Genomic DNA, 26,213 nt, shown 5'->3' with positions numbered 1-26,213 from the left:
TGAAACTTTTTATGGTGGCATGCGTCTAATACTATGTTTGTTATGACGATCGTGGCAAAAGCTTTTTGCCGCCCTACCGTGGGTGGCAGCATTTTGCGGGGAATATAAGAGGAGTATGAAAAAGACAGAGACCTACTTATATTTACAAATAGGAGCAGAGGAGTTATATCATGGATTTGAAAAAGTTAACGTTAGTTGCTGTTTTGGCCGTATCTCAGGCCGCCGCGGCAGTGCCGGCTTTTGCTGAAGCTGTCAATAATACCCCAAGTAATACTACTGTAGTTGGGACAGTTGTTTCAGCTGCGCCGGAGGTAATGCCAGAATCTACTGATCCATTGCCGCCATTGCCGACGGAGACGCCAGGAGGAGTAGTGTCACCGACACCAACACCTACTCCAATTCCTTCAGAGACAGTTGATCCTACGGCTACTGTTGAACCTACAGCAACAATTGCACCTACTGCAACACCGCTTCCGACTGCAACACCTGGAGTTACTACAGAACCTACAACAACAGATGGTGCTCGTGCTGCGGCTAACAGTCAGCTTATTCTTATGATGAACAGCAACAAAATGTATCAGAACGGCCAGGAATATTTAGCTAATCAGCCTATGGCAGTGAAAAACGGCGTATCCTACGTTTCGATCCGGGCTATGGTAGAACGTGTAGGCGTGAAATACGTTTATGATTATAAAACGAAAGAAACCATTGTTACCAAGGGAAGCGACGTTATGCGCTTTAAGACCGACAGCAAGGTCTATACAGTTAATGGTGAGAAGAAGACGATGAAAGGTCCAGCTTACCAATACAAGGGGACTTTCATGGTTCCATTGACATCCATAACTGGAGCACTGGGCATTCCATATACCGTTGATAATGTGCAAAAACGAGTAATCCTTACATTAAACAACAAACCTAAAGCTTCCTTCACAGTGCCAACTGAAATTTACGCCGGTGAACCAGTGACCTTCGTAACCTCCAGCTCGTCACCAAATGGTGTAGCTATTGTGGATGAAAGCTGGGGAGGTAACAAGCAGGATATCTATGATCAACCAGGATATTATGTAGTAACCTATTCCGTAATGGATGCGAATCAACAGTGGAGTGATCCTTACACCATGACCATCACAGTGCTTAAACCTAATACACCTCCAGTTGCTAATTTCACTACAGACAAGGATTCATACAAGATGGGTGAAATGATTACTTATACCGATCTAAGTAGCGATCCTGATGGTGATGAAATTACCGTAACTTGGACGAACAAGGCCGAGGCTTTCTTTACTCCGGGTCCAGCGACAATTGCTGTCCAAGTAAAAGATTCACATGGCGCGATCAGCACGTTTGAGAAAACCGTTAATATTTCGGATGAAATCTTGTACAGTAAAGAAGATTTCAACAGATTATTTGCATCTCCGGGCAGTGTGTTTAGCATCGATGGATCGATGGTTCCTACTTGGCAGCAAGTAGCTTATAATCTTTCTTCCGAGCCTTATAAACTAATTCGCAGCAACAGCCCAGAAACGGTGTATACAGAAGGTGTTACTTACCGTGAGACTTCTTTGGGTAAAACCCGCTTCTTGATTCACCACAAGAATAACCTGAATATTAAAGCTAAAGTGTATGTGATTGCTACGAATAACAATTTGTACCCAACGACGCTTACAACCGAATATGTGGGCTTTGCAGGCCCAAGCACATATCCTGAAGGTACTGGTAAAATGTCTGTAGAACGTTATTGGAAATCTATGCTTACAAATGAGCATTATAAAACGATTGTTCTGCAACCAGGGGAAAGTGTCTCAATTCTGACCGATCTAAACCAAATTGCTATGAAACCAAGTGAAATTGTTTCACTTCAAGCGGACTTATTTAGTGATTATCCAATCGATTATAATGTCATGTTGATTGATGCGAATAAAGATCCACTGACTACACTTCCAACACTTCCAGTTCTGGATCGAGACGGAGTGCATAATCGGGGAACTTACGAAGATTCTACTCGTATTATCACGGTTACCGATGAGGTAGGAAAAACTCCTGCAAAACTTCTGCTAGGCGATAATTACAGTGATAAGAACCTGGCTGGCGTAGACCCAATGGCAGGTACGGAAGCATCCAATGCCGGTAATTTCGGGGTATTATACAAGATCAGATTCGAAAATGTTGCACCAAACTCATTGATTACGTTTAATCCACGTGGCGGTAACTATATGGGGCCGGTTATGGTTAATAACCAAATCGTGCATATGCCAAGCGTGGGAAGTCTCTCGAACGCTGACATGAACAGTGTGGTTTATCGTAGTGGTGAGTATGGAGGTTCTGTGGAGATTTTGTTCACAGCAGCTTCAGGCAGTAACTTGCCGGTCAATTTCCTCATCACTCCACTTCCAGCAAAGAAATAACAAATAGGAATATCCCTATAAGCTCTATTGGGGAATTATCTACAATAAAGGCCCGGCTGAATATTCCGTAAAGGAATACGCAGCCGGGCTTTTGTTTAAATATAATAATTCAGAGGTTGCGTAGGGGCGCATCATGGTGCTTCATTGACGGGGCATTTATTTTGGGGCATTATTAAGAGAGTGAAATATAAATGAACTGATCTTATGGGAGATGAGCGTATGCTGTCGACAGAACAAATATTAGAAGTCATGTCGGGGCAAGGACTGCGAATCACCGACCAACGCAAAACGCTTGCCCAGTTATTCGGCGAGAATAAGGGATATTTGTCAGCGAAGGATGTATATGAGCATATGGGCCGTAAGTATAGCGGACTTAGCTTTGATACGGTGTACCGCAATCTTCGTGTAATGGAAGAGCTTGGTGTGCTTGAACAGATTGTCTTTGAAGACGGAGTGAAGTTCAAGGGAAGCTGCAATCATCAGGATCATCACCATCATATGATCTGCCTTCAATGCCAAAAGACCTACCCGATTAATTTCTGCCCGATGAATTTAACGGATACACCCGATCAATTCCGGGTAGTCAAGCATAAATTTGAGGTGTTCGGTTATTGCAAAGAATGTGAAGAGAACCGGGAAGAAGAATTAGTTGCAGCATCAGATAAACAAAAGGGACTTTAGAAATGGTGACCCTACGCAGAACGATTCAGGCGCCTATTCGGGTGTATCGCAGGTACATTTCCCCTATTAAACCTGCAACCTGCCGCTTCTATCCAACCTGCTCTGCCTATGCCCTGGAAGCCATTGAAGTCCATGGTCCATTGAAAGGCTCATGGCTTGCAGCTAAGCGGATTGCCAGATGTCATCCCTTTCATCCTGGAGGACTTGATCCTGTGCCGCCTCTTCAAGATGAATCTGCTGAGAAGGATTCTGCCCCTGCGACTTGACATGGGGCCTTACCATTGGGTATATTCACAAGTAATAGTATGAATTCCGAAGAACGGATAAGTAAATCGTTACGTCCATTACAGAGAGCCGGAATATGCTGAAATCCGGTATGGAGCGTTAGATTGAATATGGTCCGGGAGGAACTGTGTTCGAGCGGGAACTGCAATTGTGGTTCACGTAAGATAACAGCGTGATCCAGCGTTAATGGACAGTTCCCGCGAGGGAACTGGCGAAGCCTGCGCTCTGTGAAGAGACAGGAAATTTGGGTGGTATCGCGTGAGTTATACTCTCGCCCCATTATGGGGGCGGGAGTTTTTTGTTTTTTAATAAGAAAGGATGATTACTGAATGAGTGAGAAAAAAACGTTTTACCTAACGACACCAATTTATTATCCAAGTGACAAGCTACATATCGGACATGCTTATTCAACCGTGGCAGGAGACGCAATGGCCCGTTACAAACGTCTGCGCGGCTACGAAGTGCGTTATCTAACCGGTACAGACGAACATGGACAAAAGATCGAGCGGAAGGCAGAGGAAGCAGGAAAGACCCCTCAGCAGTTCGTAGACGACATTGTTGTTGGTATTAAGGAGCTATGGCGTAAGCTGGACATTTCGAACGATGACTTCATCCGTACTACGGAAGAGCGTCATAAAAAAGTGGTACAGGATATTTTTGATCGGTTGCTGCAGCAAGGAGACATCTATAAAGGTGAATATGAAGGCTGGTATAGTATCCCAGATGAAACCTTTTACACAGAAACGCAATTAGTTGATATAGTGCGTGATGACAACGGTGTGATTACTGGTGCAAAAAGCCCAGATAGCGGCCACCCGGTTGAGCTGGTGAAGGAAGCAAGTTATTTCTTCCGGATGAGTAAATATGCGGATCGTTTGCTGCAATTTTACGAGGAGAATCCAGAGTTTATTTTGCCGGAATCCCGTAAGAACGAAATGATTAACAATTTCATCAAACCCGGACTGGAAGACCTTGCAGTTTCCCGTACAACCTTTGATTGGGGCGTAAAAGTTAAGGGCGACGAGAAGCATGTCGTGTACGTGTGGATTGATGCTTTGACTAACTATATTACTGCTCTGGGTTATGGTTCCGAGGATCGCACCTTGTATGACAAGTTCTGGCCTGCGGATGTACACATCGTTGGTAAAGAAATCGTTCGTTTCCATACGATTTACTGGCCGATCATTCTGATGGCGCTTGGGGAACCCCTTCCGAAAAAGGTATTTGCCCATGGCTGGTTGCTCATGAAAGATGGAAAAATGTCGAAATCTAAAGGTAACGTAGTTGATCCTGTGACACTGATTGATCGTTATGGCTTGGATGCATTGCGTTATTACCTGCTGCGCGAAGTACCGTTTGGTTCGGATGGCACGTTCACACCGGAAAGCTTTGTAGACCGGGTTAACTATGATCTTGCCAACGACCTTGGGAACCTGTTGAACCGTACAGGGGCTATGGTTGAAAAGTATTTTGCAGGCGAGATTCCGGCATATGAAGGAAATGTAACAGCATTTGATGGTGAGCTTCAAGCTGCGGCTGAGAATACTTATGCCAAAGTAGAAGAAGCTATGGAAAAAATGGAGTTTTCCGTGGCGCTGACAGCTATCGGAATATTCATTAGCCGCACCAACAAATATATCGATGAGACACAACCTTGGGTGCTTGCCAAAGATGAAAATAGAACTGCCGAGCTGGCTTCTGTGATGAGACATCTGGTGGAAGGTCTGCGTACCGCTTCAATCCTGCTGCAGCCGTTCTTGACACAAACACCAGCGAAGATCTGGGAACAGCTGGGTATTGAGCCTGGTGAGTTAACGACTTGGGATAGCGGTAAGACCTTTGGCCTGATTCCGGCAGGAACAAAGCTGGTGAAAGGCAATCCAATCTTCCCACGTCTGGATGTGGAGCAAGAGGTAGCTTATATTGCCGAGGCTATGGGTGCTGGCAAAGCGGCTGCTGAAGTGGCGGAAGCGGCTGCTGAAGTGGCGGAAGCGGCTGCTCCTGCTGCTGAGGACTCCGAGCCAGTGGAAGAGCATAAAGAGGAAATCGGCATTGACGATTTCGCTAAAGCAGAGCTGCGGGTAGCCCAGGTTATTGCTGCAGAGCCAGTGAAAAAAGCTGACAAGCTGCTGAAGCTGCAACTGGATCTGGGTTATGAACAACGTCAAGTGGTTTCTGGTATCGCGAAATTCTATACACCGGAAGAGCTGGTGGGACGTAAAGTGATTTGTATCGTAAACCTTAAACCGGTGAAGCTGCGTGGGGAGTTGTCCCAAGGGATGATTTTGGCGGCTTCTAAAGATGACCAGCTAACGATCGCTACCGTGCCGGACAGTATGCCAAACGGAGCAGTAGTGAAATAAGACAATACTGTTGTAGAAATTTTTTAATGAGGTTGCTTGAACAAGGGAATGCTCCTTCAGCCGGGTTGGTTGTGGGAGCATTTCTTTTTTATAAAGGACGATACCGTCTTTCTTCTGAGTGAGGTTTCTTTGTTGACTTATCGTAACGATTACTATTATACTACTAATAGTAAAATTTACGATTTGAGGGGTAGATCAATATAATGGCGGCAATGAAATCACGTATAAGTTTGCTCGTCCTTGCACTGATACTTGTATTTACACTAAGTGCATGCGGACCTAAGAGCAGTGGAAGTATAGTTGAAGGGAAAGTAAATGTAGTTACAACCTTTTATCCTATTTACGAGTTTGCTAAGGAGATTGGCGGGGAAGATATCAATGCTATTAACCTGCTTCCAGTGGGTGTGGAGCCACATGATTGGACACCGCGCAGTCAAGATATTATCAACACTTCTAAGGCACAGCTATTTCTATATAACGGTGCAGGCTTAGAAGGCTGGGTTCCTAACTTTTTAAAAGGCCTTGATAGCAGCAGTAAAGTTAAGGCGGTTGAAGTAAGTCAAGGTATTGATTATATCATGACCGATGAAGATGACGGGCATGATCATGGGGCAAGTGAGGAAGAGTCTCATCAAAATGAGGACACGGATCATAACAGTAATGCCTCAGGAGACAGCCTGCATACAGACCCGCATACTTGGGTAAGTCCAAAATCAGCCATTGTCATGGCTCAGAATATTAAAGAAAGCCTTCAGTCCGTGGATCCTGAGCATAAAGAAGGTTATGAAGAGCGTTACAATAAGCTTGCGGAACGTTTGCAGGCGTTAGACAGTAAATTCAAAGAGGAGCTTGCTAAGCTGCCCAACCATAAGATCGTAGTATCACATCAGGCTTTTTCTTACCTTGCCCGTGATTATGGATTGGATCAGCATGCGATTATGGGACTTTCGCCAGACGCTGAGCCGCGCGGACAGGATTTAGTGAAGCTTGCGAAAATAGTAAAAGATGAAGGGATTAAGTATATCTTTTTTGAAGAGCTTGTCTCCGATAAACTGGCTAAGACTCTGGCCGCCGAAGCGGGCGTTTCCACTATGGTGCTTAATCCGGTAGAGGGACTTACTGCGGAGCAAGAGAAGAACGGCGATAATTACTTCACTCTGATGGAGAAAAATTTGCAAAATCTGATTATGGCCTTACAATAATAAGGAAAGTATAAGGGAAAGGCGGTACTTAAGCATGCAATCGGTATCCTTGGACTGCCATCAGCATATCATCGATATACAGGATCTTTCTTTTTCATATGGGGAACAGAAGGTGATATCGAATCTTAACTATAGTGTAAGAGAACGAGATTTCCTTGGTATCATTGGTTCTAATGGTGCTGGTAAAACAACATTGATGAAAATGATCGTCGGCTTGCTTCCAGCGAGCTCTGGTGAAATTAAATTATTCGGAACGCCTGTCCGCAAGTTTAAAGACTGGGAACGGATCGGGTATGTTCCGCAAAAGAATGCCTTCAACCCATTGTTTCCAGCAACGGTGCGTGAGGTAGTTCTGTCAGGTCTATATAATAACAAGAATCTGATCCGCAGAGTATCTAAGGCTCAGCATCGTCAATGTGAGGATGCACTTGAAGTCATGCGGATACAAGATATCGCGGAGAAAAGAGTAGGCCAGCTGTCAGGCGGTCAGCAGCAGCGTGTTTTTCTGGCTCGGGCGCTAATTAACCATCCTGACCTGCTGATTTTGGACGAACCTACGGTGGGTATTGATGCCGAATCACAAGCGGGATTCTTTGAATTAATTACGCATATGCATGCTCATCATCATATGACCTTCCTGATGGTGTCACATGATATCGACATGATCAAAAATTATTTAGGTCATGAGCCCGTGCAGACGAATGGTAAAATCAACTTTTACTCCCGCCACTCACATGATCTCCAGAATTGCACAGAAGAGAACCTGCAGCACACGCTCTCTTAAGTCATAATTAAACTCTGAATCGCAGCTTTCTCTGCGATTAGAGCTATACATAGTGTGTGAGTGTGGAAGTCGGGGACTCAATTCTAGTTGATCTTAATCTTTCTCGTATCTAAGCACCGCCAGTCTGCAAGCGTGTCCCTCTAGGGACGAAAGCGATCTTTTCCCAACCTATCTATGTTCAGTGACACTAACTCCTACGCTAGTTGCACTTAACGGGTGTCCAGAGGGCAGAGCCCTTGGGGCCCTCCCTTGGAAGGGAGGGTTTGGGAGGGATCGAAAAAGGTTTGAAAAAGGCTTTAAAATGGTTTGAGTTTTGTATGAAGGAGAGTTTAAGTTGGAAATACTATTTAGCGATTTTTTTCAGCGGGCGCTTGCGGGCGGACTGCTGATTGGTATAACAGCGCCGCTTATAGGCGTTTTTCTTGTGCTTAGACGATTATCTATGATTGGTGATACGCTGGCTCATGTTACTATAGCGGGGGTGGCACTCGGTTTTCTAACAGGATTTTATCCGCTGGGCGCAGGCCTTATCTTTGCAGTGGTAGCGTCCTTCGCGATTGAAAAGCTTCGTAAGGCTTATAAGAGTTATGCGGAGCTGTCGATTGCCATTATAATGTCAGGCGGAGTGGCGTTGGCTTCACTCTTTTTCACCTTAGGAAAAGGGTATAATGCGGACGTAATGAGTTATTTGTTCGGCAGCATTTATACGCTCGATAATACCGATTTGATCGTTGTAGGCATAGTGACTATAGCTGTTGTAGTGGTAGTTTCGATGTTCTTTAAAGAGTTCTTTTTGCTTAGCTTTGAAGAGGATGCAGCAAGTGTAAGCGGGCTTCCGGTGAAACTGCTTAACATGCTGATCACCATTCTGACAGCACTTGTGATTAGCACAGCCATCAAGATCGTAGGCTCGCTGTTGGTATCTGCTTTGTTGACTATTCCGGTCGCAATCAGCTTATTGCTATCCCGTAGCTTTAAATCCTCGGTCATCCTGGCGGTTATTATTTCGGAGATAGCCGTTGTAGGCGGACTAGTGGTAGCTGGAGTCTGGAATTTGGCTCCCGGTGCAACTATTGTGCTTTTGCTCATATCATTATTGGTATTAACCTTGATCGGTAAAAAGGGATTGCCAGCATAAACAGCGAATTAAGTAATCGGTATCGCATTAGGCAAGCATAAACGCCTTCGGTGTCCTTGTAAGGACGATAAGCGAAAAAAAGGAGCCATAAGCAGCTCCATGAAGTGACTCGAATGCCGGAAGGAGAGCCGCTATTTTGTCTAATATCAATGCAGGAATTGCTTTAGCCGCAGGGGTGGCATCGTTTATATCGCCATGCTGTTTACCGCTGTACCCCTCTTATTTATCGTACATTACCGGGTTATCCGTTCAACAATTAAAATCAGGCAGCAACTCTAAAGAGGTTCGTGTACGCACCCTGACTCATACATTGGCATTTATATTAGGTTTTTCTGCAGTTTTTTACACACTTGGTTTTGGGGCTGGGTTATTCGGGCAATTCTTTAATGGCCAGCGTGATCTGATCCGGCAATTGTCGGCGATTCTAATTATTGTAATGGGTTTGTTTTTGCTTGGGATTTTTCAGCCGCAGTTTTTACTTCGTGAACGTAAGCTTGATTTAAAATGGAAACCGGCGGGTTATGTGGGCTCCTTTATTTTCGGAATTGGTTTTTCTGCGGGTTGGTCACCCTGTATCGGGCCGATTTTGACGGCAATTATTGCTCTTTCGGCAAGCGACCCGGGCACTTGGTTTACATTGATTACCGCGTATAGCATCGGATTTGCTTTGCCATTTTTTCTTTTAGCCTTTTTCCTAGGCGGAGTGAAGCGTATCCTCAAGTACTCGAATCTGCTGATGAAGATTGGCGGCGTCCTTATGGTATTTATGGGTATTTTGCTGTTCACGGATCAAATGTTCCGGATCACAGTGTGGCTACAAGGAATAACGCCGGATTGGCTGATTTTTTAGGTGAAGTAATCAATACCTGCTTCCGGAAAATGCTCGAAAATCCGCTCTGTGATAAATTCTCGCAGGGCGGTTTGCTGTTCATCCGGATAGACATATTTGTTCTGTCCCCAGCGGCCCCATTTCTTTTTGCGTTTCTCCATGTCCATTTCTAGTTTGGATTTCGGGTAACGTTTCTCAATTACAGTCTTGGCTGTTTTGGTGAATCGGTGCTGAATCATTTCAAAGGTTAGACCTTTTCCGATTTCTGGCGGAAGGGTCTTGGCTAATTTGGCCAGTAGCTCCGCATAGCCTTCCTGCCAGCCGTCATACCAAATAATTGGGGCAATGATGAAGCCCAGTGGATAGCCGGCGCGGGCAACCTTTCCAGCCGCTTCAATTCGCTCTTCAAACCGCGAGGTAGCAGGCTCGAAATTTTTGATCACATAGTCAGCATTTACGCTAAAACGAATTCTGGTATGTCCGTTATGCTGCAAATCGAGTAGGGGTTCAACATGTTGGTATTTGGTCACAAAGCGCAGGCGGCCAAGGGGCTCCGCTGCCATGAATGTGATGAGTTCTGACAGAGACCCGGTAATATGCTCCAGTCCTAACGGATCTGAGGTACAGGCTGCTTCAAATGTCGTGATTTCAGGGCTGCGCTCCTCGATATATTTTTTTGCGGCGTCAATGATGTCATCGGTGTTTACATATACACGAATGTAAGGCTTTGCCCCTAAAGTAGTCTGCAAATAACAATAATGGCAGTGGCCCATGCAGCCAGTTGCGATCGGAATTGCATAATCTGCGGAGGGTTTGGATTGGTCAAACTTTAAGGTTTTGCGCAGGCCGACTACAAGTGTTCTTTTGGCAATTTTATATTGCTCGACCTCTGTGTCACCCGGGAAATTCATTATACGGTTATGCGATGTAGTCATGCGATAGGGAATATTGTTAGCCTTCACCCATTCCATGATTCGTTCACCTTTCGGGTAATTTAAAGCATCCGGCTCGAAGAAAACAAGCTCGGGGACAAAAAGGGCTGTAGCTTTTCTGGTTCTCTTTACGGGAGGGGTCTCAGGTGTCACTATAGTCATGAATTCACGCTCCTTCTGAAAGATGAGTACGTTTATTATGCCTAACTGAGTCTCATTAGAAGCATGGCAATCATGGGTAACTCCTCCCCATGTTCTCTTGAAGGACTTGCCAAGGGGCGTTAGAAACATGTATCATTGTTAGAGCAAGGTTTGGCTCGGCGCCAGGTTCATTATAGAAAAGAGGTAAATTTTAATGCCAACACCCAGCATGGAGGATTATTTGGAGCGCATATATAAGCTCATTGATGAGAAAGGTTATGCGCGGGTCTCGGATATTGCCGAGGGACTGGAAGTACACCCCTCCTCTGTGACCAAGATGATCCAAAAACTGGATAAGGACGAATATCTCATCTATGAGAAATATCGTGGGCTTGTCCTAACCAACAAAGGGAAAAAAGTAGGGAAACGTCTTGTTGATCGTCATCAACTATTGGAAGAATTCCTCGGTTTGATCGGAGTACAGCAGGAATTTATCTATAATGATGTTGAAGGGATCGAGCACCACCTGAGTTGGGATTCGATTACACGTATCGAAACGTTGGTGGAATATTTCCGCCGCGATGAAGAACGTCTGCAGACTTTATATGCTATTCACAATGAACTGGCAAGCGATTCTTGAAATGTTTTTTCCCGAAACGGATACCGTCCTTAAAGTTATGCCCAGCAAGGCTTTGGTGAGCATAAACTACTTGATGGTATAGCCGTTTCTATTTTGTTTAGTGCAACCTTTCCCAGTTTTTAGCGTCAAAACGGATAAGTCCTTTTTCTGGCTGAGACTGATACCGCTCTTTTGAAGGGTGGAATCGGTACATCAACTTGGAGGATTGATCCGTTTTTTCTTTTTTTATAGGATACATATTATTTTAGATTTGGGGAGGAATTATGAATTATCGTAAATGGATGTTGGGATTGCTAGTATTAGTATTGTTTCTGCCTTTATGGTCTCCTGGGGCACGTGCGGCAGCTGTGCAGATTACCATTGAACTGGATGGCGAGGCGCTGGCAAGCGATGTGCCGCCGTATATCACAGCTTCGAATGTAACGATGGTGCCAATTAGCGTCATTAGTAAAGGGTTGAGTGCTGGAGTAGTTTGGAATCAAAGCAGTAAGACAGTTACAATCACGCAAGGAGATACAGAGATCAAGCTGACCAGTGGCCAGAAAAGTGCATTAGTTAATAATGCTTCTGTAGCCCTCGACACCTCAGTACAGATTAAGCAGGGACGGGTTATGGTGCCGCTTCGTTTTGTAAGTGAGCAATTGGGGTTACAGGTTATCTGGGATCAGGCAACCAAACATATTTCTTTGTACTCTAATACAGAGCCGCCGCAGGCTGCTGATCCGGAAACTCCAGCAGTACCTACAGCGACTCCAGTCGTTACGCCAACGCCGGCCCCAGCCCCTACAGCGACTCCACAACCGACCTCGCCAACAGTTCCAAGTATTCCTGGTGCGTCGGCTAACAAGGAGATGAAGGGAGCCTGGATCTCTACAGTATTTAATCTGGACTGGCCTTCAGTAGCTTCTGCAGGTAACGAAGCGAAACAAAAACAAGAATTTGATAATCTGCTGGACAAGCTAAAAGCTGTTGGTTTTAATGCTGTTTTTGTACAGGTTAGAACCTCAGCAGACAGTCTGTACCCTTCTGTTCTAGTTCCTTGGTCTAAGGTGCTGACCGGCACCCAAGGAAAAAATCCGGGTTATGACCCGTTGAGCTATATGGTCAGCGCTGCACATTCACGCGGTATGCAGTTCCATGCATGGTTCAACCCATTCCGCGCGACAACAGATGCTTCTACATCCGCATTAGCAAGTAATCATGTGGCTAAGTCAAATCCGGAATGGATTGTAGACGCCGGAGGTAAAAAATACATCAATCCAGGGATCCCAGCAGCCCGCCAGCACATTATCGATACAGTGTTGGAGGTCGTCAAAGGCTATGATGTAGATGGTGTCCATTTGGATGATTATTTCTATCCTTCAGGTGTATCTTTTGCCGATGATACTGCTTATAAGACTTATAACACGAAGAACCTGTCCTCTAAGGCGGATTGGCGCCGCGATAATATTAATGAATTCGTCCGTCAATTGGGAGAACAGATTCATAAGGTGAAACCGAAGGTTTCTTATGGAATTAGTCCGTTTGGTGTATGGCGTAATATCAAAAAAGACAGCACAGGTTCGGATACCACAGCTGGAGTTACCGCTTATGACGATATGTACGCCGATGTTCGGACATGGATCAAGCAAGGCTGGATTGACTATGTAGCACCGCAAATTTATTGGAGTCTGTCCTTTAGCACTGCCCGTTATGATAAGCTAGTAGATTGGTGGGTTAAAGAGGTAGAGAATACAAATGTTAAGCTCTATATTGGGCAAGCTGCTTATAAGGTTGGAGCAAGTGACCAGAAAGCAGAATGGCAAAGTGGCGACCAAATCATCAACCAGCTTAAATATAATGAGAAATATAAAGAGGTTGCAGGCAGTATTATGTTCAGAGCAAATGACATTGTAGTCCGCAATCCGTTTGGATTATCAAATTTGCTGACCTTTTATTTTCAGTCCAAATAAGATAACTGTTCTAGATAAGGAGTCATGAATGCTCCCCCGTGCTCATAGATAAGCAATAGAATCTATGGGAAACGGGGGATTTTTGTGTATGGAGATTAACGCTGTGTTTGAAGGAGGGGGAGTAAAAGGGATTTCTCTCGCTGGAGCAGTTGAAGCCACGGAAAGGGCGGGGCGAACCTTTAAAAAGGTCGCTGGAACCTCCTCAGGCGCAATTGTAGCGACTTTACTGGCTGCGGGTTATGAAGGCGAGGAAATGAGTCGGATGATCCAAGGAACTTCTTTTTCATCGTTTATGAAGCGAGCTCCCATCTATAATACGGCTTGGGTAGGTCCTGCACTGCGAGTGTTATTGAAGAAGGGATTGTATTCGGGTGAAGCCTTGGAATCGTGGATGAGATCGCTTTTGCTAAAAAAGGGAATTATCACTTTTCGTGATCTGCCTCCAGGCAAACTATCTATAATTGCTTCTGACATTACCAATGGCCGGATATTGGTCTTACCAGATGGGTTGGAACAGTATGGAATCTCTCCTGAACATTTTGAGGTGGCTAAGGCTGTGCGAATGAGCTGCAGTATTCCTTATTTTTTTGATCCAGTGATGCTCAGGTTAAATGGACAGTCCGCGAGAGGGAAGTCTTTTATTGAGCAATTTGTATACGTTGTGGACGGAGGGTTATTAAGCAATTTTCCTTTATGGCTATTTGACGGGATGAATGAGAATAGTAAAGTGACGGGGAAAAGAATCCCTACGGTAGGGTATCAAACAGTAGGTAAAACCGACCCGCAGCCCCACAGGATTAGGGGGCCGTTCAGTATGCTGCAAGCTATGGTAAGCACCATGCTGTCTGCTCATGATGAGAAATATATTGAAGATGATAAATATGTCCGCACGGTAACCATCCCAACGCTTGGTATCGGCACGACCCAATTTAATATTACGAAGATGCAAAGCGACGAATTGTATGCCGCCGGACTGAAGGCAGGGGAAGACTTCTTTAAGGAGTGGCGCCCCAGATAACAAGCAAGCTTTATAATATCAGAAAAAAAGCATCCCGCACGTTATTTTGAAACGTGGAGATGCTTTTTGGTGTTTGTTTTTATTTAGTTAATGGTACTTCGGAAGCTGATCATCGTTTTTCCCTTTATTTCCTTCGATGACTTGGAAGGGATAACTTTTACGTTTGCCTGGTACTGCTTGAGTCTTGCGAATCCCAGCAACCTTGGTCATGGTTTTCTGCGAAGGTTTGACTTTGATTCTAGATCCATTACTGCTGCGAGCGTATTTCCCTGGTCCCATTTTGTAAGCATAATAGATAATCGCTAACAGTACTAAGGGGAGAATCAGCTTCGACAGCGTATAGAAAGGCTCAGTCAAGACTCCAATCACAAAACCGAATATTGCAAGAATTACTGAAATCCAAAAAATTAAAGCATGCCTGATCATAGGACACTCATCCTTTCGCAGGATCCAATATGCCGCCTGACACACTTGCCTCCGTATATCCTCTGGCTTCAATCTCTGCATCAAGCTCACGCATACGATTGAAAGAGGCGATGGATACTTCTACCTGATCATCCTTTGGTTCTTTGGTAGTGAGCAGCTGCAGCCATAGTCCAGGGTATCCCAAGTATTTGAGACCTGGAATTTCTCTTACTGCGTTGGTACCCTTCAGAACCTCAAACGAAACACCGATTACGACAGGCAGCAGAATAATCCGTTGGATCACACGTTCCCAAAGATTATCCCAGGGTACTACGGAGTAAATAATAACGCCGAGGATAATCGTCAGCATCATAAAACTGCTTCCGCAGCGGTAATGCAGACGGCTATATTTCTGAACGTTCTGGACAGTCAGCTCTTCGCCTGCTTCAAAGGCGCTGATGACTTTGTGTTCCGCACCGTGATACTGGAATAGCCGCTTGATCACAGGTGTTTGCGAAATCGCCCATAAATAGACCAGCAAGAGAACCATTTTAATGCCGCCTTCTATGAGGTTGTGCAGTACATAGTTATCAAATGCATTCTTGAATAAAAAATCTTCGACAAATACTGGTACAAGCGTAAAAATGAGCTTTCCGAATAAGAAGGAGAGAATACCCATTACAGCAACGCCAAAAATCATTCCGAGGCTCCAGCCTTCGTCCTTTTTCTTCGGCTTAGCTTTCTCTTTCGCCAGTTCTTCGGGTTCCAATTCATCTTCGGCATAGGATTCAGCCGAATAGTTCAAGTGCTTAGAGCCTTTGGCGCTGGCATCTATAATACTGACAAGGCCGCGAAGCAGCGGAATCTTGCGCAGTTTAGTGACCCAGCTCTTATCGCTTCTTGGCACCTCCAAAAATGTAATCTCCTGATTCTTTCGTCGCACGGCTGTTACATTAATATGCTTGCCGCCGAACATGACGCCTTCAATGACGGCTTGGCCGCCATAGCTGGGAGTTTCCTGGGACAACCAATTCACCTTCCCGTAATTAATATGATTTATATAATACATTGTAACTAATTTTTGAAGACATTACTAGTTGGATCGCCTTTTGCTGCACATACTACCTTATATGGACAAGGAGAGACAAATCGGTATTAAAAATACGGAAAGAGAGGCAATTCTATGAGCAAATCACATCAACAACAATCAGGTCATACTAATATTTGGTTTTTTGCGCTCGAATTAGGTTTTTTCGCAGGTTTGATTTGGGGAGGGCTGCACTGGTTAATCTACTGGTTCAGCTTTACCAAGGTTAGTCCTGGTTATTTAGCAGAGCCGTTTTTTAAACATACTTTTCTGACGACAATGTATGGACATCTCGTGGGTTATTTGTTTTTCATCTTATTTTCAGTGATAGCCTCACTGCTATATGTGCTTATTCTGCGCAAGCTGAAGGGACCTTGGCCAGGATTGGTTTATGGTGTTTTGTGGTGGGTAGTTATATTTATTCCCGGCTCGCAAATGTTTCTTATGCAGCCGCCTTTTAAGCTGCCGTGGAACACTGTGATTAGTGAGTTCTGCCTTTTTTTACTTTGGGGGATGTTCATTGGATACACAGCGGCGATTGAGTATACCGACGAACGAAAGCGTGAGCAAGCGACTGCACTTGCCTAACGGCTCGAAAAAACTTCTCAAGGGGATATCCCTATGTTAAAATACAATGTGGCTATTTCGAGAGGAGAATGAAAATGGGTAACGAGCGCGTCTCCAAGCTGCGTAAGGTTTTGCAGGATAAAGGATTGGAAGCAATGTTGATAACCAGCGGTTATAACCGCCGCTATTTAAGTGGATTTACCGGATCGTCCGGTTATGTATTGGTGACAAGCGATGATTGTTATCTGCTAACTGACTTCAGGTACATGACACAGGCTGCGGATCAAGCGGTAGGAGTTAAGGTTGTAGAGCATGGTCCTAAATTTATTGATACAGTACGCGAGTTGCTGCCAACAGGCAGTGAGGTACGTGTTGGTTTCGAACAGGATGATGTCTCATTCAGCGCTTATACCTCATATGCGGAAGCCCTTAAGCCGGCAGTGTTAGTTCCAGTTTCCAAAGCCGTGGAAGACCTCCGTATGTTCAAGGATGCTGAAGAGCTTGCTGTTATGCAACGTGCAGCTGATCTGGCTGATGCTACATTCAATCATATTCTGAATGTGATCAAACCAGGCATGACTGAAAGAGACGTCGATTTGGAAATGGAATTCTATATGCGTACCCACGGGGCAACTGCGTCATCGTTTGATACGATTGTTGCTTCAGGTGAACGTTCGTCCATGCCGCATGGCGTAGCAAGCAGCCGTGTAATTCAAGGTAATGAATTTATTACGCTTGATTTCGGTGCATTACTCGATGGATACTGCTCAGATGTGACTCGTACCATTGCACTCGGAGCTCCAGATCCGAAGCTGAAAGAAATCTATGATATTGTGCTGGAAGCTCAGCTACATACGTTGGCACATATCAAACCGGGTATGACTGGACGGGAATGTGATGCACTGGCACGTGATATCATCGCTAGCTACGGATATGGTGATCAATTTGGACATAGCACGGGTCATGGACTTGGAATGGAAGTTCATGAATGGCCGCGTTTGTCCAAGCTGAGTGACGATATCATGCAGCCGGGAATGGTCGTTACTGTAGAACCAGGTATCTATTTGCCGGGGATTGGCGGAGTACGTATTGAAGACGATATTGTGATCACCGAGAGCGGAATATCGCTGCTGACCCATTCGTCCAAAGAATATACAGTACTGTAAGTAAGAAAAGTAGTAGTTTAATTATCGAATTCAGGAGGGATTTTTAGTGATTTCAGTAAACGATTTTAAGACAGGCTTGACCGTAGAGGTGGACGGTGATATTTTTACCGTTCTTGATTTCCAGCACGTTAAACCAGGTAAAGGTGCAGCGTTCGTTCGCTCTAAGCTGAAAAACCTGCGCAATGGTAACACTGTTGAGCGTACTTTCCGTGCTGGTGAAACTATTGGCCGTGCTATTATTGAGAACCGTGGCGTGCAATATTTGTATGCAAGCGGATCGGAGCATGCTTTCATGGACAACGAAACTTATGACCAATTCGAATTGTCCAGCAAGCAGCTTGAATGGGAATTGAACTTCCTTAAAGAGAACATGACTGTAAACATCATCAGTTACCAAGGTGAAATCCTTGGGATTAACCTGCCTACCAGCGTAGAGCTGAAGGTTGTTGAAACTGAGCCAGGTGTGAAGGGTAATACTGCTCAAGGCGCTACTAAATCGGCCAAGCTTGAAACAGGTCATTCTGTACAAGTTCCTCTGTTCATCAATGAAGGAGATGTGCTGCTTATTGATACTCGCGAAGGTAAATATATCTCCCGCGCGTAGGAAGCATCATACTTGCCGAACTTATAACCAATCAGCCTCCCCCGTTATTACGGTGGGGGGTTTTTGGTATATAAACGAGGATGCATGAGGAACAGTATGGGTGAGAATGTTATACTTACGAATTAAAGATCAGAAGGAGGCGCATATGAGAAAATTAATTATATCTGAGTTCATATCCCTTGATGGTGTTATGGAAAATCCACAATGGACCTTCTCATTCGGAAGTGAAGAACAGGAGCATTTCAAGTTTGCTGAACTGAAAGCTGCTGACGCTCTAATGTTAGGACGGACAACCTACGAAGGTTTTGCAGAGGCTTGGCCAAATATGGTTGAGCAGACAGGTGAGTACGGTGAAATGATGAATGGATACGCTAAGTACGTAGTCTCCACAACTCTCGAAGAAACAACATGGAGCAATTCAAGCTTGATCAAGGGCGATCTTGCTCAGGAGGTGTCCAAGCTGAAGGAGCAGCCGGGGAGAGATATTCTCGTTTTTGGCAGTCGTACGCTTGCGCAGAGCCTGATGCAGCTTGGCCTTGTCGATGAATATCAGCTTCTGGTCTTCCCGATTCTGCTGGGTAGCGGTCAGCGCCTGTTCGATAACGTTGGTGAAGAGAAGACGTTGGAGCTAGTGGACTCCAAAAGATTCAGTTCTGGAGTGATGGCCCTGACTTATCGACCAGCTTCTCAATAAAAAACTGGAAGACGAGTGAAATGAGGTCAGCTAGTGTCTTGAAGCTGACCTTATCTTTTTGTTAGCTTCTGGAAAATCAATAATTTTTTAATGAAATCATTAACGCATTACGCTATTTTCGTATTATACTGGTTTAAAGCGGGAAACCGATTAGAAGCAACTACATAGACCGATATGGGGAGTGAGTGGGACTTTGTCACTTTATGTTATGAAATTCGGAGGCAGCTCCGTCGGCGACACAGAACGCATGCAACGTGTTGCCAAGCGCATCGCAGACAAGCAGGATGAGGGACATCGCTGCGTTGTAGTTGTATCTGCTATGGGGGATACAACAGATGATTTGATCGATACGGCGAAGCAATTAAACGGGCAGCCGCCTGCACGTGAAATGGATATGCTGATGACAACAGGAGAGCAGATTTCCGTTGCTCTTTTGTCCATAGCTCTTCATGGGATCGGGCGGAATGCAGTATCTTATACAGGATGGCAGGCCGGGTTCCGTACAGACGAAACCCACGGTAGAGCTCGTATCAATGATATTGATCCACACCGTGTAGTAGCGTCTTTGGAACGCGAACAGATCGTTATCGTTGCAGGTTTCCAAGGGATGACTTTGGATGGTGAGATCACTACCCTGGGCCGCGGAGGATCGGACACGACAGCTGTAGCCCTTGCGGCTGCTATTCAAGCAGATGTATGTGAGATTTATACCGACGTTGATGGTATCTATTCTACAGATCCACGCATTGTGAAAACAGCCCGCAAGCTGAACGAAATCTCATACGATGAGATGCTAGAGCTTGCCAATCTGGGAGCGGCGGTACTACATCCGCGTGCAGTGGAGTATGCTAAGCGTCATCAAGTTAAGCTGGTCGTTAGATCGAGCTTTAATCATAATGAAGGTACTGTTGTGAAGGAGGAAGCAAGCATGGAGCAAGGAGTCGTAGTTAGTGGGATTGCTTATGATAAGAATGTAGCACGTGTCAGTATTCTAGGAGTACCTGATGTACCGGGTGTACTCGCTCAAGTCTTCGGCAAGCTGGCTGAAGAAGGCGTAAACGTAGATATCATTGTACAAAGTGGTGTGCAGAATGAGCAGGCTGACTTCTCATTTACAGTTTCACTTGATGAACTGGACCGTGCGAAGGAAGTCATTAAAGAAATCCATAAAACTTTACCTTACCGTGAAGTAACGTCCGAGGATAACCTCGTTAAGGTTTCTATTGTTGGCGCGGGTATGGTTAGCCATCCTGGTGTTGCGGCTCAAATGTTTGATGTGCTCTCCCAAGAGGGCGTAAGCATTAAGATGGTCAGCACGTCTGAGATTAAGGTTTCTTGTGTAATCGAATCCGGCAATTTGCCATCGATCATTCAGGCGCTTCACACCGCTTATAATCTGGATACAACTGAGCAGGCCTTTGTTGGTGGTCCTAAGGATCGTCGTTAAGAGCCGTTCAATCAATAAAAAGGGAGATCCTACAGCTATTTAGCTACGGGGTCTCCTTTTTGGGCATCAGCAATAAATGAAAAGGAACGCTGCAGGTTTGAATGCAGCGTTCCTTTTTACATCTATATGGGTATTTATCCTAAACGTCTAAACCGGCCTAGAATTTCAACAGTCTCAAGTACATTGACGAAAGAGCTTGGATCCGTCTCAAGGATAGTCTTACGCAGCTCTGACAGCTCATAGCGGGTCGTTACGGTCATCAGCATTGTATTGCCCTCGTGACTGTAACCGCCCTCTGCGTTGACTACTGTGATGCCATGAGGCAGCTCTCTAAGACGATTCAGCATTTTATCCCGTTCCTTGGTAACAATGAAGCAGGTTAGCTTAACATGACGAATATGAATCATATCAACCACTCTGCTTTTCACAAAAATACAGAGCATAGCGTATAAGGCTGAGTCCCAGCTTTTAAAGAAGCCTAAACTCAGAATAACGATCCCATCCATTACGAAGAGTACATTCCCAATAGGAATATCCCGCTTACGTGTAATAATCGAGCCTAATATATCAAATCCTCCAGATGAACCCCCGGCACGGAGAGAAAATCCAACCCCGCCAGCAATAATTACGCCGCCAAAAATACTAGCCAAAATCGGGTCTTTGGTCACTTTTACCGCAGGAATAATTGTCATGAACCAGGTGGTAGCTAAAACGGAAAGCATGCTTAGTAAGATGTACTTTTTCCCCACTGCAATAAATCCCCAGATCAGAACAGGAAGGTTTATCGCAAAATAAATGATTGAGATGTACTTCGGATTAGTTACATACCCGATGACTGAAGCCACCCCTGCTACCCCGCCGCTTAGCAGTTGATGAGGAATTAGAAATAATCTCATCCCTGCGGCGACTAAAAAAGCTGAAAAAATAATGATTGCCGCTTCTCTTACTGGTCTGACTACGGACCGCATGCTGAGCGGTAGCCCGTAATTTCGTACGTGCATGACACAAATCCCCTCTTTTTCTTATGTCTTTTTAGTTTGCCTTTTTTTGAAAATATAAACTCACTATATTTCCAATTAAAAAGGATACCACAGATGAAGGCGTTCGTAAAAATTATTTTATCGTACTGATTATATTTATTTATGAACCCACTCACTATGAATTCTTTCACAGTCTGATCAGCAAATCTGTCATTTCTCATTGTCTAAAGTGAAAAAGCCACGCATATCCATGAGTAATAGAAAGCTAAACAAGCCTCAGATCTCTTTTGGTATGAATGAATTAGTAAAAGGAGTGGAGTAGATTGGACAAGTATGTAAGCTGGATGGCAACTCTGCGGTTGTTCTCGGGCAGTGCAGAGATTATAGCTGCGCTGATAATGCTCAGATTAAATCAGGTCGATAAGGCGCTGGCTGTCAATTCTGGACTGGCTTTGGTAGGCCCGACCATATTGATATTGACGACAGCTATTGGCCTGACTGGGATGGCACAGCAGCTGTCGTGGAGCAAATTAGGCTGGGTGGGCTGCGGTGTAGCCTTTCTCTTAATCGGGATTTTGAAAAAATGATAGATGATAGGCATATTGGGCGCGTACAAGCATAAATATGGAATAAAGCAATTAAGTAGAGGACAGCTTGGGGGTACTTTGTATGGCAGATGATTGGCTGCAATTGTTTCCTGAAAAAGTAAGAGCGCTGTTAAAGTGCCTTCCCCTTCCGCTGCTAGGAATGGTGGAGGAGATTCGTGTCCGTGAAGGTCGTCCGCTGGAAATTAACTACTCTGGTAAATATCACTTTCTAAGAGTGAATGGCAGTTTGACGCAGAGGCCTGAAGAAGCTTACAAGCCGGATCGGGAAGACACTCATCGACTGCTAGACCTGATCAGCAACCATTCGCTATATACGATGGAAGAAGAGCTGAGAAAAGGATTTATTACGATTCCCGGCGGTCATCGGATAGGACTTGCTGGCCGGACAGTACTGAGTGGCGGAGGTGTAGAGCATCTTCGTGATATCACTGGCTTTAATGTCCGTATTGCTCGTGAGGTACCTGGAATCGCAGATGGAGTGCTGCCTTATTTACTGGACAAGGGGCGGCAGCGAATGATGCACACCTTGATTCTCTCCCCTCCACAACATGGCAAGACTACCCTACTCCGCGATCTTGCAAGACAAATCTCCTTAGGGGAATTGGGCAAGCGCGAAGGGATTAGACCGGGGCTGAAGGTGGGAATTGTTGACGAACGGTCTGAAATTGCTGGCAGCCGGCGTGGTGTTCCCGCCTTTGACGTGGGTCCTCGGACAGACGTTCTTGATGGGTGTCCCAAGGCAGAAGGCATGATGATGATGATCCGGTCGCTATCGCCAGATGTATTAATCGCGGATGAGATTGGGCGTCCGGAAGATGCCGAAGCAGTTACCGAGGCACTGCATGCCGGCATATCTGTCATTGCTTCCGCTCACGGAAAAGATGTAACAGAGTTGGCTCGTAGGCCGGGTCTTGGAGGACTGCTGGAACAAAAGATGTTCGAGAGATATGTCATACTCCATCGTTCAGAAGCAGGCCTCACGTTTCGTATTCTGGATGGCCAGAAAAGAGGAATGCTGCTTATCTCTCCCGGGGATCGACTAGGCGGTGATTTGCATGCTTAAGCTGTTCGGTGCTGTGCTCATTGTGGTGGCTGGTACGCTTGCAGGTCTCCAGTTTGCTCGTCAATATGCAGACAGGCCCAGACATATCAGAGGTTTAATAGCAGCACTACAGCGGTTGGAAACAGAGATCATGTACGGCTTCACCCCACTGCCGGAAGCCATGCGGCGGATTGGGAATCAGTCGAAGGACCCGCTGAAATCGTTGTTTGTCAAAACAGCGGAGGAGATGAGTCCTCCCTATGACAGAAGCGCCCAGGATGCCATCCAGCGGGCGATGGAAGCATATTGGAAGTCTACCGCTATGAAGGGGACAGAAAGAGAGATTCTTCGCCAGCTCAGCTGTACTCTCGGCACAAGCGATAGGTCGAATCAGAGCACTCATATCGCATTAGCATTGCAGCAATTGAAGCAGGAGGAGTCGGTGGCCAGAGAGGATCAAGGCAAATATGAAAAGTTAAGTAAAAGCCTGGGTCTGCTGCTTGGAGTACTGATCGTCATTTTGATCTTTTAGCGAGGTGCCAGGAATGAATATTGAAGTCAATGCGATTTTTCAAATTGCCGGCATTGGCATAATTATCGCCATGATCCACACGGTGCTCAAACAGATGGGAAAAGAGGATTTCGCACATTGGGTCACCGTGATCGGGTTCGTAGTCGTGCTGTTCATGGTGATTCGGATGCTGGACGGGTTGCTGCAGGAAATAAAAACGATCTTTCTTTTTCAATAGGCGTGCTATGGAGATTATTCAAGTTGTTGGGATTGGGCTGATATCGACCATATTGATTCTCGTACTGAAGGAACAAAAACCGATGTTCGCCTTCCTTCTTGCTACTACAACAGGAATTCTAATTTTTATGTTTCTCATCGGCAAGATCGGAATGATCCTCTCTACACTGGAGCGGGTGGCTGAGTCATCGGGGATGGAAATGATTTATTTGAAGACTGTTTTCAAAATCATCGGCATTTCCTATATCGCGGAGTTCGGTGCACAGATTGTACGAGATGCCGGTCAGGAATCGATTGCTTCCAAAATAGAACTCGCCGGCAAAGTACTAATTATGGTACTAGCCGTACCCATCATCAGCATCATTATCGAAACCGTCATGAAACTACTGCCTGCTTAAAGCAATCGTAAAGAGAGCTGAGCAACGGATCGGGAGGAGAAATTATGCAAGAGCACAGTGTTTTCCGTCCTCCAAAACTAAAAATAATACTGCTGCTGCTTCCATTCTTTTTCATTCTATGGTTTGCAGGTACAGCTCAGAGTGTGCAAGCTTCCTCAACATCAGAATCCGGCAGTTCCTCCCCGGTAGACCAGTGGGTCAAGAGCCAGGTGAATAATTTACCCAAAGATAAAGTCGAGTCGTACTGGGATCAGCTGATGAAGGATTATGGTGGTTTTTTCCCGGACGGGGCCACACCAACGCTAATGGACATGCTGCTTCCGGGAGATAAGGGGCTCAGCTTAAAGGGTGTGTTATCTGGGCTTCTAGGCTTTATGTGGCATGAGGTACTGTACAACGGAAAGCTGCTCGTGACGATTGTGATGATCAGTGTGCTCAGCATGATTCTGGAGACGCTGCAAACCGCTTTTGAGCGAAAAACGGTCAGTAAGGTCGCTTATACGCTCTGTTATATGGTGGTGCTGGTAATTGCCGTGAACAGCTTCAATATCGCTATTGGTTATGCAAAGGATGCTATCGATCGGATGATCGATTTCATGATGGCGATGATTCCACTGCTGTTCGCGCTGCTGGCTTCGATGGGGAATATCGTTACGGTCTCCGTCACCCATCCGTTAATTGTTTTTATGATTCATACGGTTGGCACCATGATCCACACCCTTGTTTTTCCGCTTCTGTTCTTCTCGGCTGTGCTGCATCTGGTCAGCGCATTGTCGGAGAAATATAAACTAACCCAGCTGGCTAATCTGCTGCGAAACATCGGTGCTGGACTGTTAGGTGTACTGCTAACTGTGTTCCTAGGTGTAATTTCCGTTCGAGGGATAACAAGCTCAGTAACGGATGGGGTCACCATTCGGGCCGCTAAATATATTACAGGGAATTTTGTTCCGGTCATCGGCAAAATGTTCGCGGATGCCACAGACACAGTAATCTCAGCTTCACTGCTGGTGAAAAATGCGATCGGGTTATCGGGTGTCATTATCATATTGTTCCTGTGTGCTTTTCCGGCAATCAAAATCCTGGTGCTTGCCCTTATCTACAATATAGCCGCCGCTGTGATGCAGCCGCTGGGAGAGACGCCGATTGTGGTCTGTCTCCAGACGATTGGAAAAAGCATGGTATACGTGTTCGCTGCTTTGGCTGCTGTTTCCTTAATGTTTTTTATGGCGGTTACGATCATGCTGACTGCGGGCAATTTGACTGTAATGATGAGGTGAAGCAACCAAACTTTTAGGAGGGAAACCATGAGCTGGTTGGGCGGTTGGCTGCGGGAGATCATCCTGGTTGTGCTGTTGGCGTCATTTGTTGAATTGCTGCTCCCAAGCAAATCCATGGAGCGTTATGCAAGATTGGTGCTAAGTCTCCTAATCCTGCTCACGATGCTCAGCCCTATCGTCTCTCTCCTGAAAGGTGATGCAATCTCCGAACTGAGTGTCGCTATGGGACAGCAAGAGAAAGAGGGCGGTTTGTTCACTGGCGGAGGGAAGGGAGACCCATCCTTGGAACAGATTTTGGCAGATGGGCAAAAGCTTGCACAAGGCCGTCAGGAACAGAGTCTGCAGCTCGCTGCCGAAGAGGTGGCGGGTCAGATGAAAGAGCAGATTATCAGTGAGACCGGCAAACGCGGGGTTAATGTCACCGTAACGCTGGGCATGGGGAAGTCTGGCGGCACTGGTAACGAAGACGTTCCTGTCATTTCCAATGTAAGGGTCTCTATGCCTCAGACAACGGCTAACTCCCCGGGTACTTCCGGAGCTTCCAGCACAGCGACTACAGCACCCATTACAATCTCTCCTGTAGCACCTGTAGAAGTTAAAATTGGCGCTAATCCGGCAGATAACGTAGAGAGTGAAGCAACATCATCAGCTGAACCTAATAAAGCAGTGAACGGAACTGTAGCTGAAGACAGCGCGTCCGCGAGTGAAATGGAGTCCATTGTAAAGCTGCTGGAACTGAAGTGGGATTTGGATCCCAAAGTCATTCAGGTGGATGGCAGCGTGGCTAGTAACGTCAAATCATGAGCTTGATATTTCTAAG

The 26,213-nt window shown here is 45.5% G+C and carries 27 protein-coding genes and 1 other annotated feature; of the genes, 23 read left to right on the top strand and 4 right to left on the bottom strand.

Going from position 1 to position 26,213, the window contains the following annotated elements:
- Positions 1-170 precede the first annotated feature (170 nt).
- The 8 genes from MHI15_RS04910 (at position 171) to MHI15_RS04875 (ending at position 9,708) form a co-directional block, all read left to right on the top strand.
- Positions 171-2,405: a copper amine oxidase N-terminal domain-containing protein gene (locus MHI15_RS04910; protein WP_341164172.1), complete on the top strand. Its 2,235-nt coding sequence runs from the start codon at positions 171-173 to the stop codon at positions 2,403-2,405.
- Between the two features lie 219 nt (positions 2,406-2,624).
- Positions 2,625-3,086 (top strand): Fur family transcriptional regulator, encoded by a 462-nt coding sequence (locus MHI15_RS04905; protein WP_036682896.1) that lies wholly within the window; start codon positions 2,625-2,627, stop codon positions 3,084-3,086.
- A 2-nt stretch (positions 3,087-3,088) separates the two neighbouring features.
- Complete coding sequence (yidD, locus tag MHI15_RS04900; protein ID WP_036682893.1) at positions 3,089-3,352, top strand: membrane protein insertion efficiency factor YidD; 264 nt, start codon at positions 3,089-3,091, stop codon at positions 3,350-3,352.
- A gap of 40 nt (positions 3,353-3,392) precedes the next feature.
- Positions 3,393-3,653, top strand: a binding site (T-box leader).
- A gap of 47 nt (positions 3,654-3,700) precedes the next feature.
- A complete protein-coding gene (gene metG / locus MHI15_RS04895) occupies positions 3,701-5,734 on the top strand; it encodes a methionine--tRNA ligase (RefSeq protein WP_341164171.1) in 2,034 nt (677 codons plus the stop codon).
- A 203-nt stretch (positions 5,735-5,937) separates the two neighbouring features.
- Complete coding sequence (locus tag MHI15_RS04890; RefSeq protein ID WP_341164170.1) at positions 5,938-6,936, top strand: metal ABC transporter substrate-binding protein; 999 nt, start codon at positions 5,938-5,940, stop codon at positions 6,934-6,936.
- A 34-nt stretch (positions 6,937-6,970) separates the two neighbouring features.
- Positions 6,971-7,720 (top strand): metal ABC transporter ATP-binding protein, encoded by a 750-nt coding sequence (locus MHI15_RS04885; protein WP_036682888.1) that lies wholly within the window; start codon positions 6,971-6,973, stop codon positions 7,718-7,720.
- Positions 7,721-8,054: 334 nt separating this feature from the next.
- Positions 8,055-8,858 (top strand): metal ABC transporter permease, encoded by an 804-nt coding sequence (locus MHI15_RS04880; RefSeq protein ID WP_036682884.1) that lies wholly within the window; start codon positions 8,055-8,057, stop codon positions 8,856-8,858.
- A 136-nt stretch (positions 8,859-8,994) separates the two neighbouring features.
- Positions 8,995-9,708, top strand: coding sequence for a cytochrome c biogenesis CcdA family protein (locus MHI15_RS04875; RefSeq protein ID WP_076129637.1), 714 nt, complete (start codon positions 8,995-8,997; stop codon positions 9,706-9,708).
- On the opposite strand, the gene splB is transcribed toward MHI15_RS04875, so the two are convergent.
- Positions 9,705-10,781, bottom strand: a complete 1,077-nt coding sequence (gene splB / locus MHI15_RS04870) for a spore photoproduct lyase (RefSeq protein ID WP_076184169.1) — start codon at positions 10,779-10,781, stop codon at positions 9,705-9,707. The genes MHI15_RS04875 and splB overlap by 4 nt on opposite strands.
- A 193-nt stretch (positions 10,782-10,974) precedes the next feature.
- Here splB and mntR point away from each other — a divergent pair, with 193 nt between their 5' ends.
- The 3 genes from mntR to MHI15_RS04855 all read left to right on the top strand — a co-directional run bounded on the left by mntR (position 10,975) and on the right by MHI15_RS04855 (position 14,370).
- On the top strand, positions 10,975-11,400 hold the full coding sequence (gene mntR / locus MHI15_RS04865; RefSeq protein ID WP_036682880.1) for a transcriptional regulator MntR: 426 nt from the start codon (positions 10,975-10,977) through the stop codon (positions 11,398-11,400).
- 263 nt (positions 11,401-11,663) lie between these two features.
- Entirely contained in the window at positions 11,664-13,352 is a 1,689-nt protein-coding gene (locus MHI15_RS04860; RefSeq protein ID WP_341164169.1) for a family 10 glycosylhydrolase, read from the top strand.
- A gap of 88 nt (positions 13,353-13,440) precedes the next feature.
- The gene (locus MHI15_RS04855; protein ID WP_076129640.1) at positions 13,441-14,370 is read left to right on the top strand and encodes a patatin-like phospholipase family protein; all 930 of its coding nucleotides are present in this window, start codon (positions 13,441-13,443) and stop codon (positions 14,368-14,370) included.
- An 87-nt stretch (positions 14,371-14,457) separates the two neighbouring features.
- Here MHI15_RS04855 and MHI15_RS04850 read toward each other — a convergent pair whose 3' ends face one another.
- Together MHI15_RS04850 and MHI15_RS04845 are read right to left on the bottom strand one after the other, a co-directional pair.
- Positions 14,458-14,796, bottom strand: coding sequence for a hypothetical protein (locus MHI15_RS04850; protein WP_076129641.1), 339 nt, complete (start codon positions 14,794-14,796; stop codon positions 14,458-14,460).
- Between the two features lie 7 nt (positions 14,797-14,803).
- Positions 14,804-15,844, bottom strand: a complete 1,041-nt coding sequence (locus MHI15_RS04845) for a DUF1385 domain-containing protein (protein WP_370510857.1) — start codon at positions 15,842-15,844, stop codon at positions 14,804-14,806.
- 114 nt (positions 15,845-15,958) lie between these two features.
- On the opposite strand from MHI15_RS04845, the gene MHI15_RS04840 reads away from it, so the two are divergent.
- The 5 genes from MHI15_RS04840 to MHI15_RS04820 all read left to right on the top strand — a co-directional run bounded on the left by MHI15_RS04840 (position 15,959) and on the right by MHI15_RS04820 (position 20,340).
- Positions 15,959-16,450: a YqhR family membrane protein gene (locus MHI15_RS04840; RefSeq protein ID WP_341164168.1), complete on the top strand. Its 492-nt coding sequence runs from the start codon at positions 15,959-15,961 to the stop codon at positions 16,448-16,450.
- A gap of 74 nt (positions 16,451-16,524) precedes the next feature.
- Complete coding sequence (locus MHI15_RS04835) at positions 16,525-17,595, top strand: M24 family metallopeptidase (RefSeq protein WP_036682862.1); 1,071 nt, start codon at positions 16,525-16,527, stop codon at positions 17,593-17,595.
- 46 nt (positions 17,596-17,641) lie between these two features.
- Positions 17,642-18,199, top strand: coding sequence for an elongation factor P (efp, locus tag MHI15_RS04830; RefSeq protein WP_038572538.1), 558 nt, complete (start codon positions 17,642-17,644; stop codon positions 18,197-18,199).
- A 145-nt stretch (positions 18,200-18,344) separates the two neighbouring features.
- Positions 18,345-18,893, top strand: a complete 549-nt coding sequence (locus MHI15_RS04825; protein ID WP_076193103.1) for a dihydrofolate reductase family protein — start codon at positions 18,345-18,347, stop codon at positions 18,891-18,893.
- Positions 18,894-19,086: 193 nt separating this feature from the next.
- A complete protein-coding gene (locus MHI15_RS04820; RefSeq protein ID WP_036682855.1) occupies positions 19,087-20,340 on the top strand; it encodes an aspartate kinase in 1,254 nt (417 codons plus the stop codon).
- 134 nt (positions 20,341-20,474) lie between these two features.
- Here MHI15_RS04820 and MHI15_RS04815 read toward each other — a convergent pair whose 3' ends face one another.
- Positions 20,475-21,341 carry a YitT family protein gene (locus tag MHI15_RS04815; protein ID WP_081382367.1) on the bottom strand — a complete coding sequence of 289 codons (867 nt, stop codon included), beginning with the start codon at positions 21,339-21,341 and terminating at the stop codon, positions 20,475-20,477.
- 302 nt (positions 21,342-21,643) lie between these two features.
- Between MHI15_RS04815 and MHI15_RS04810 the strand changes: the two genes are divergently transcribed.
- From MHI15_RS04810 to spoIIIAF, 7 genes are all read left to right on the top strand, one after another.
- On the top strand, positions 21,644-21,907 hold the full coding sequence (locus tag MHI15_RS04810; RefSeq protein ID WP_371915730.1) for a YqhV family protein: 264 nt from the start codon (positions 21,644-21,646) through the stop codon (positions 21,905-21,907).
- 82 nt (positions 21,908-21,989) lie between these two features.
- Positions 21,990-22,991: a stage III sporulation protein AA gene (spoIIIAA, locus tag MHI15_RS04805; protein WP_076129644.1), complete on the top strand. Its 1,002-nt coding sequence runs from the start codon at positions 21,990-21,992 to the stop codon at positions 22,989-22,991.
- Positions 22,984-23,502 carry a stage III sporulation protein SpoIIIAB gene (spoIIIAB, locus tag MHI15_RS04800; protein ID WP_076104383.1) on the top strand — a complete coding sequence of 173 codons (519 nt, stop codon included), beginning with the start codon at positions 22,984-22,986 and terminating at the stop codon, positions 23,500-23,502. The genes spoIIIAA and spoIIIAB overlap by 8 nt, the downstream gene beginning before the upstream one ends.
- A gap of 13 nt (positions 23,503-23,515) precedes the next feature.
- Positions 23,516-23,719 carry a stage III sporulation protein AC gene (spoIIIAC, locus tag MHI15_RS04795; RefSeq protein WP_036682849.1) on the top strand — a complete coding sequence of 68 codons (204 nt, stop codon included), beginning with the start codon at positions 23,516-23,518 and terminating at the stop codon, positions 23,717-23,719.
- 7 nt (positions 23,720-23,726) lie between these two features.
- The gene (gene spoIIIAD / locus MHI15_RS04790; RefSeq protein WP_036682847.1) at positions 23,727-24,116 is read left to right on the top strand and encodes a stage III sporulation protein AD; all 390 of its coding nucleotides are present in this window, start codon (positions 23,727-23,729) and stop codon (positions 24,114-24,116) included.
- A gap of 44 nt (positions 24,117-24,160) precedes the next feature.
- The gene (gene spoIIIAE / locus MHI15_RS04785) at positions 24,161-25,393 is read left to right on the top strand and encodes a stage III sporulation protein AE (RefSeq protein ID WP_341164167.1); all 1,233 of its coding nucleotides are present in this window, start codon (positions 24,161-24,163) and stop codon (positions 25,391-25,393) included.
- A 27-nt stretch (positions 25,394-25,420) separates the two neighbouring features.
- Entirely contained in the window at positions 25,421-26,197 is a 777-nt protein-coding gene (gene spoIIIAF, locus MHI15_RS04780; protein ID WP_076278400.1) for a stage III sporulation protein AF, read from the top strand.
- Positions 26,198-26,213: the final 16 nt, after the last annotated feature.

This window comes from Paenibacillus sp. FSL H7-0918 (assembly GCF_038007025.1).
Lineage (GTDB): Bacteria > Bacillota > Bacilli > Paenibacillales > Paenibacillaceae > Paenibacillus_AQ > Paenibacillus_AQ odorifer.
The sequence above is the reverse complement of the archived record's forward strand: the minus strand, read 5'-3'. Positions and strand labels throughout refer to the sequence as shown.

What these genes read in the sequence shown, in the direction of transcription:
- MHI15_RS04910 (WP_341164172.1), top strand. Translation starts at nt 171, where the DNA reads ATGGATTTGAAAAAGTTAACGTTAGTTGCTGTTTTGGCCGTATCTCAG.
- MHI15_RS04905 (WP_036682896.1), top strand. Translation starts at nt 2,625, where the DNA reads ATGCTGTCGACAGAACAAATATTAGAAGTCATGTCGGGGCAAGGACTG.
- yidD (WP_036682893.1), top strand. Translation starts at nt 3,089, where the DNA reads ATGGTGACCCTACGCAGAACGATTCAGGCGCCTATTCGGGTGTATCGC.
- metG (WP_341164171.1), top strand. Translation starts at nt 3,701, where the DNA reads ATGAGTGAGAAAAAAACGTTTTACCTAACGACACCAATTTATTATCCA.
- MHI15_RS04890 (WP_341164170.1), top strand. Translation starts at nt 5,938, where the DNA reads ATGGCGGCAATGAAATCACGTATAAGTTTGCTCGTCCTTGCACTGATA.
- MHI15_RS04885 (WP_036682888.1), top strand. Translation starts at nt 6,971, where the DNA reads ATGCAATCGGTATCCTTGGACTGCCATCAGCATATCATCGATATACAG.
- splB (WP_076184169.1), bottom strand. Translation starts at nt 10,781, where the DNA reads ATGACTATAGTGACACCTGAGACCCCTCCCGTAAAGAGAACCAGAAAA.
- mntR (WP_036682880.1), top strand. Translation starts at nt 10,975, where the DNA reads ATGCCAACACCCAGCATGGAGGATTATTTGGAGCGCATATATAAGCTC.
- MHI15_RS04860 (WP_341164169.1), top strand. Translation starts at nt 11,664, where the DNA reads ATGAATTATCGTAAATGGATGTTGGGATTGCTAGTATTAGTATTGTTT.
- MHI15_RS04855 (WP_076129640.1), top strand. Translation starts at nt 13,441, where the DNA reads ATGGAGATTAACGCTGTGTTTGAAGGAGGGGGAGTAAAAGGGATTTCT.
- MHI15_RS04850 (WP_076129641.1), bottom strand. Translation starts at nt 14,796, where the DNA reads ATGATCAGGCATGCTTTAATTTTTTGGATTTCAGTAATTCTTGCAATA.
- MHI15_RS04845 (WP_370510857.1), bottom strand. Translation starts at nt 15,844, where the DNA reads ATGTATTATATAAATCATATTAATTACGGGAAGGTGAATTGGTTGTCC.
- MHI15_RS04840 (WP_341164168.1), top strand. Translation starts at nt 15,959, where the DNA reads ATGAGCAAATCACATCAACAACAATCAGGTCATACTAATATTTGGTTT.
- MHI15_RS04835 (WP_036682862.1), top strand. Translation starts at nt 16,525, where the DNA reads ATGGGTAACGAGCGCGTCTCCAAGCTGCGTAAGGTTTTGCAGGATAAA.
- MHI15_RS04825 (WP_076193103.1), top strand. Translation starts at nt 18,345, where the DNA reads ATGAGAAAATTAATTATATCTGAGTTCATATCCCTTGATGGTGTTATG.
- MHI15_RS04815 (WP_081382367.1), bottom strand. Translation starts at nt 21,341, where the DNA reads ATGCACGTACGAAATTACGGGCTACCGCTCAGCATGCGGTCCGTAGTC.
- spoIIIAA (WP_076129644.1), top strand. Translation starts at nt 21,990, where the DNA reads ATGGCAGATGATTGGCTGCAATTGTTTCCTGAAAAAGTAAGAGCGCTG.
- spoIIIAB (WP_076104383.1), top strand. Translation starts at nt 22,984, where the DNA reads ATGCTTAAGCTGTTCGGTGCTGTGCTCATTGTGGTGGCTGGTACGCTT.
- spoIIIAC (WP_036682849.1), top strand. Translation starts at nt 23,516, where the DNA reads ATGAATATTGAAGTCAATGCGATTTTTCAAATTGCCGGCATTGGCATA.
- spoIIIAD (WP_036682847.1), top strand. Translation starts at nt 23,727, where the DNA reads ATGGAGATTATTCAAGTTGTTGGGATTGGGCTGATATCGACCATATTG.
- spoIIIAE (WP_341164167.1), top strand. Translation starts at nt 24,161, where the DNA reads ATGCAAGAGCACAGTGTTTTCCGTCCTCCAAAACTAAAAATAATACTG.
- spoIIIAF (WP_076278400.1), top strand. Translation starts at nt 25,421, where the DNA reads ATGAGCTGGTTGGGCGGTTGGCTGCGGGAGATCATCCTGGTTGTGCTG.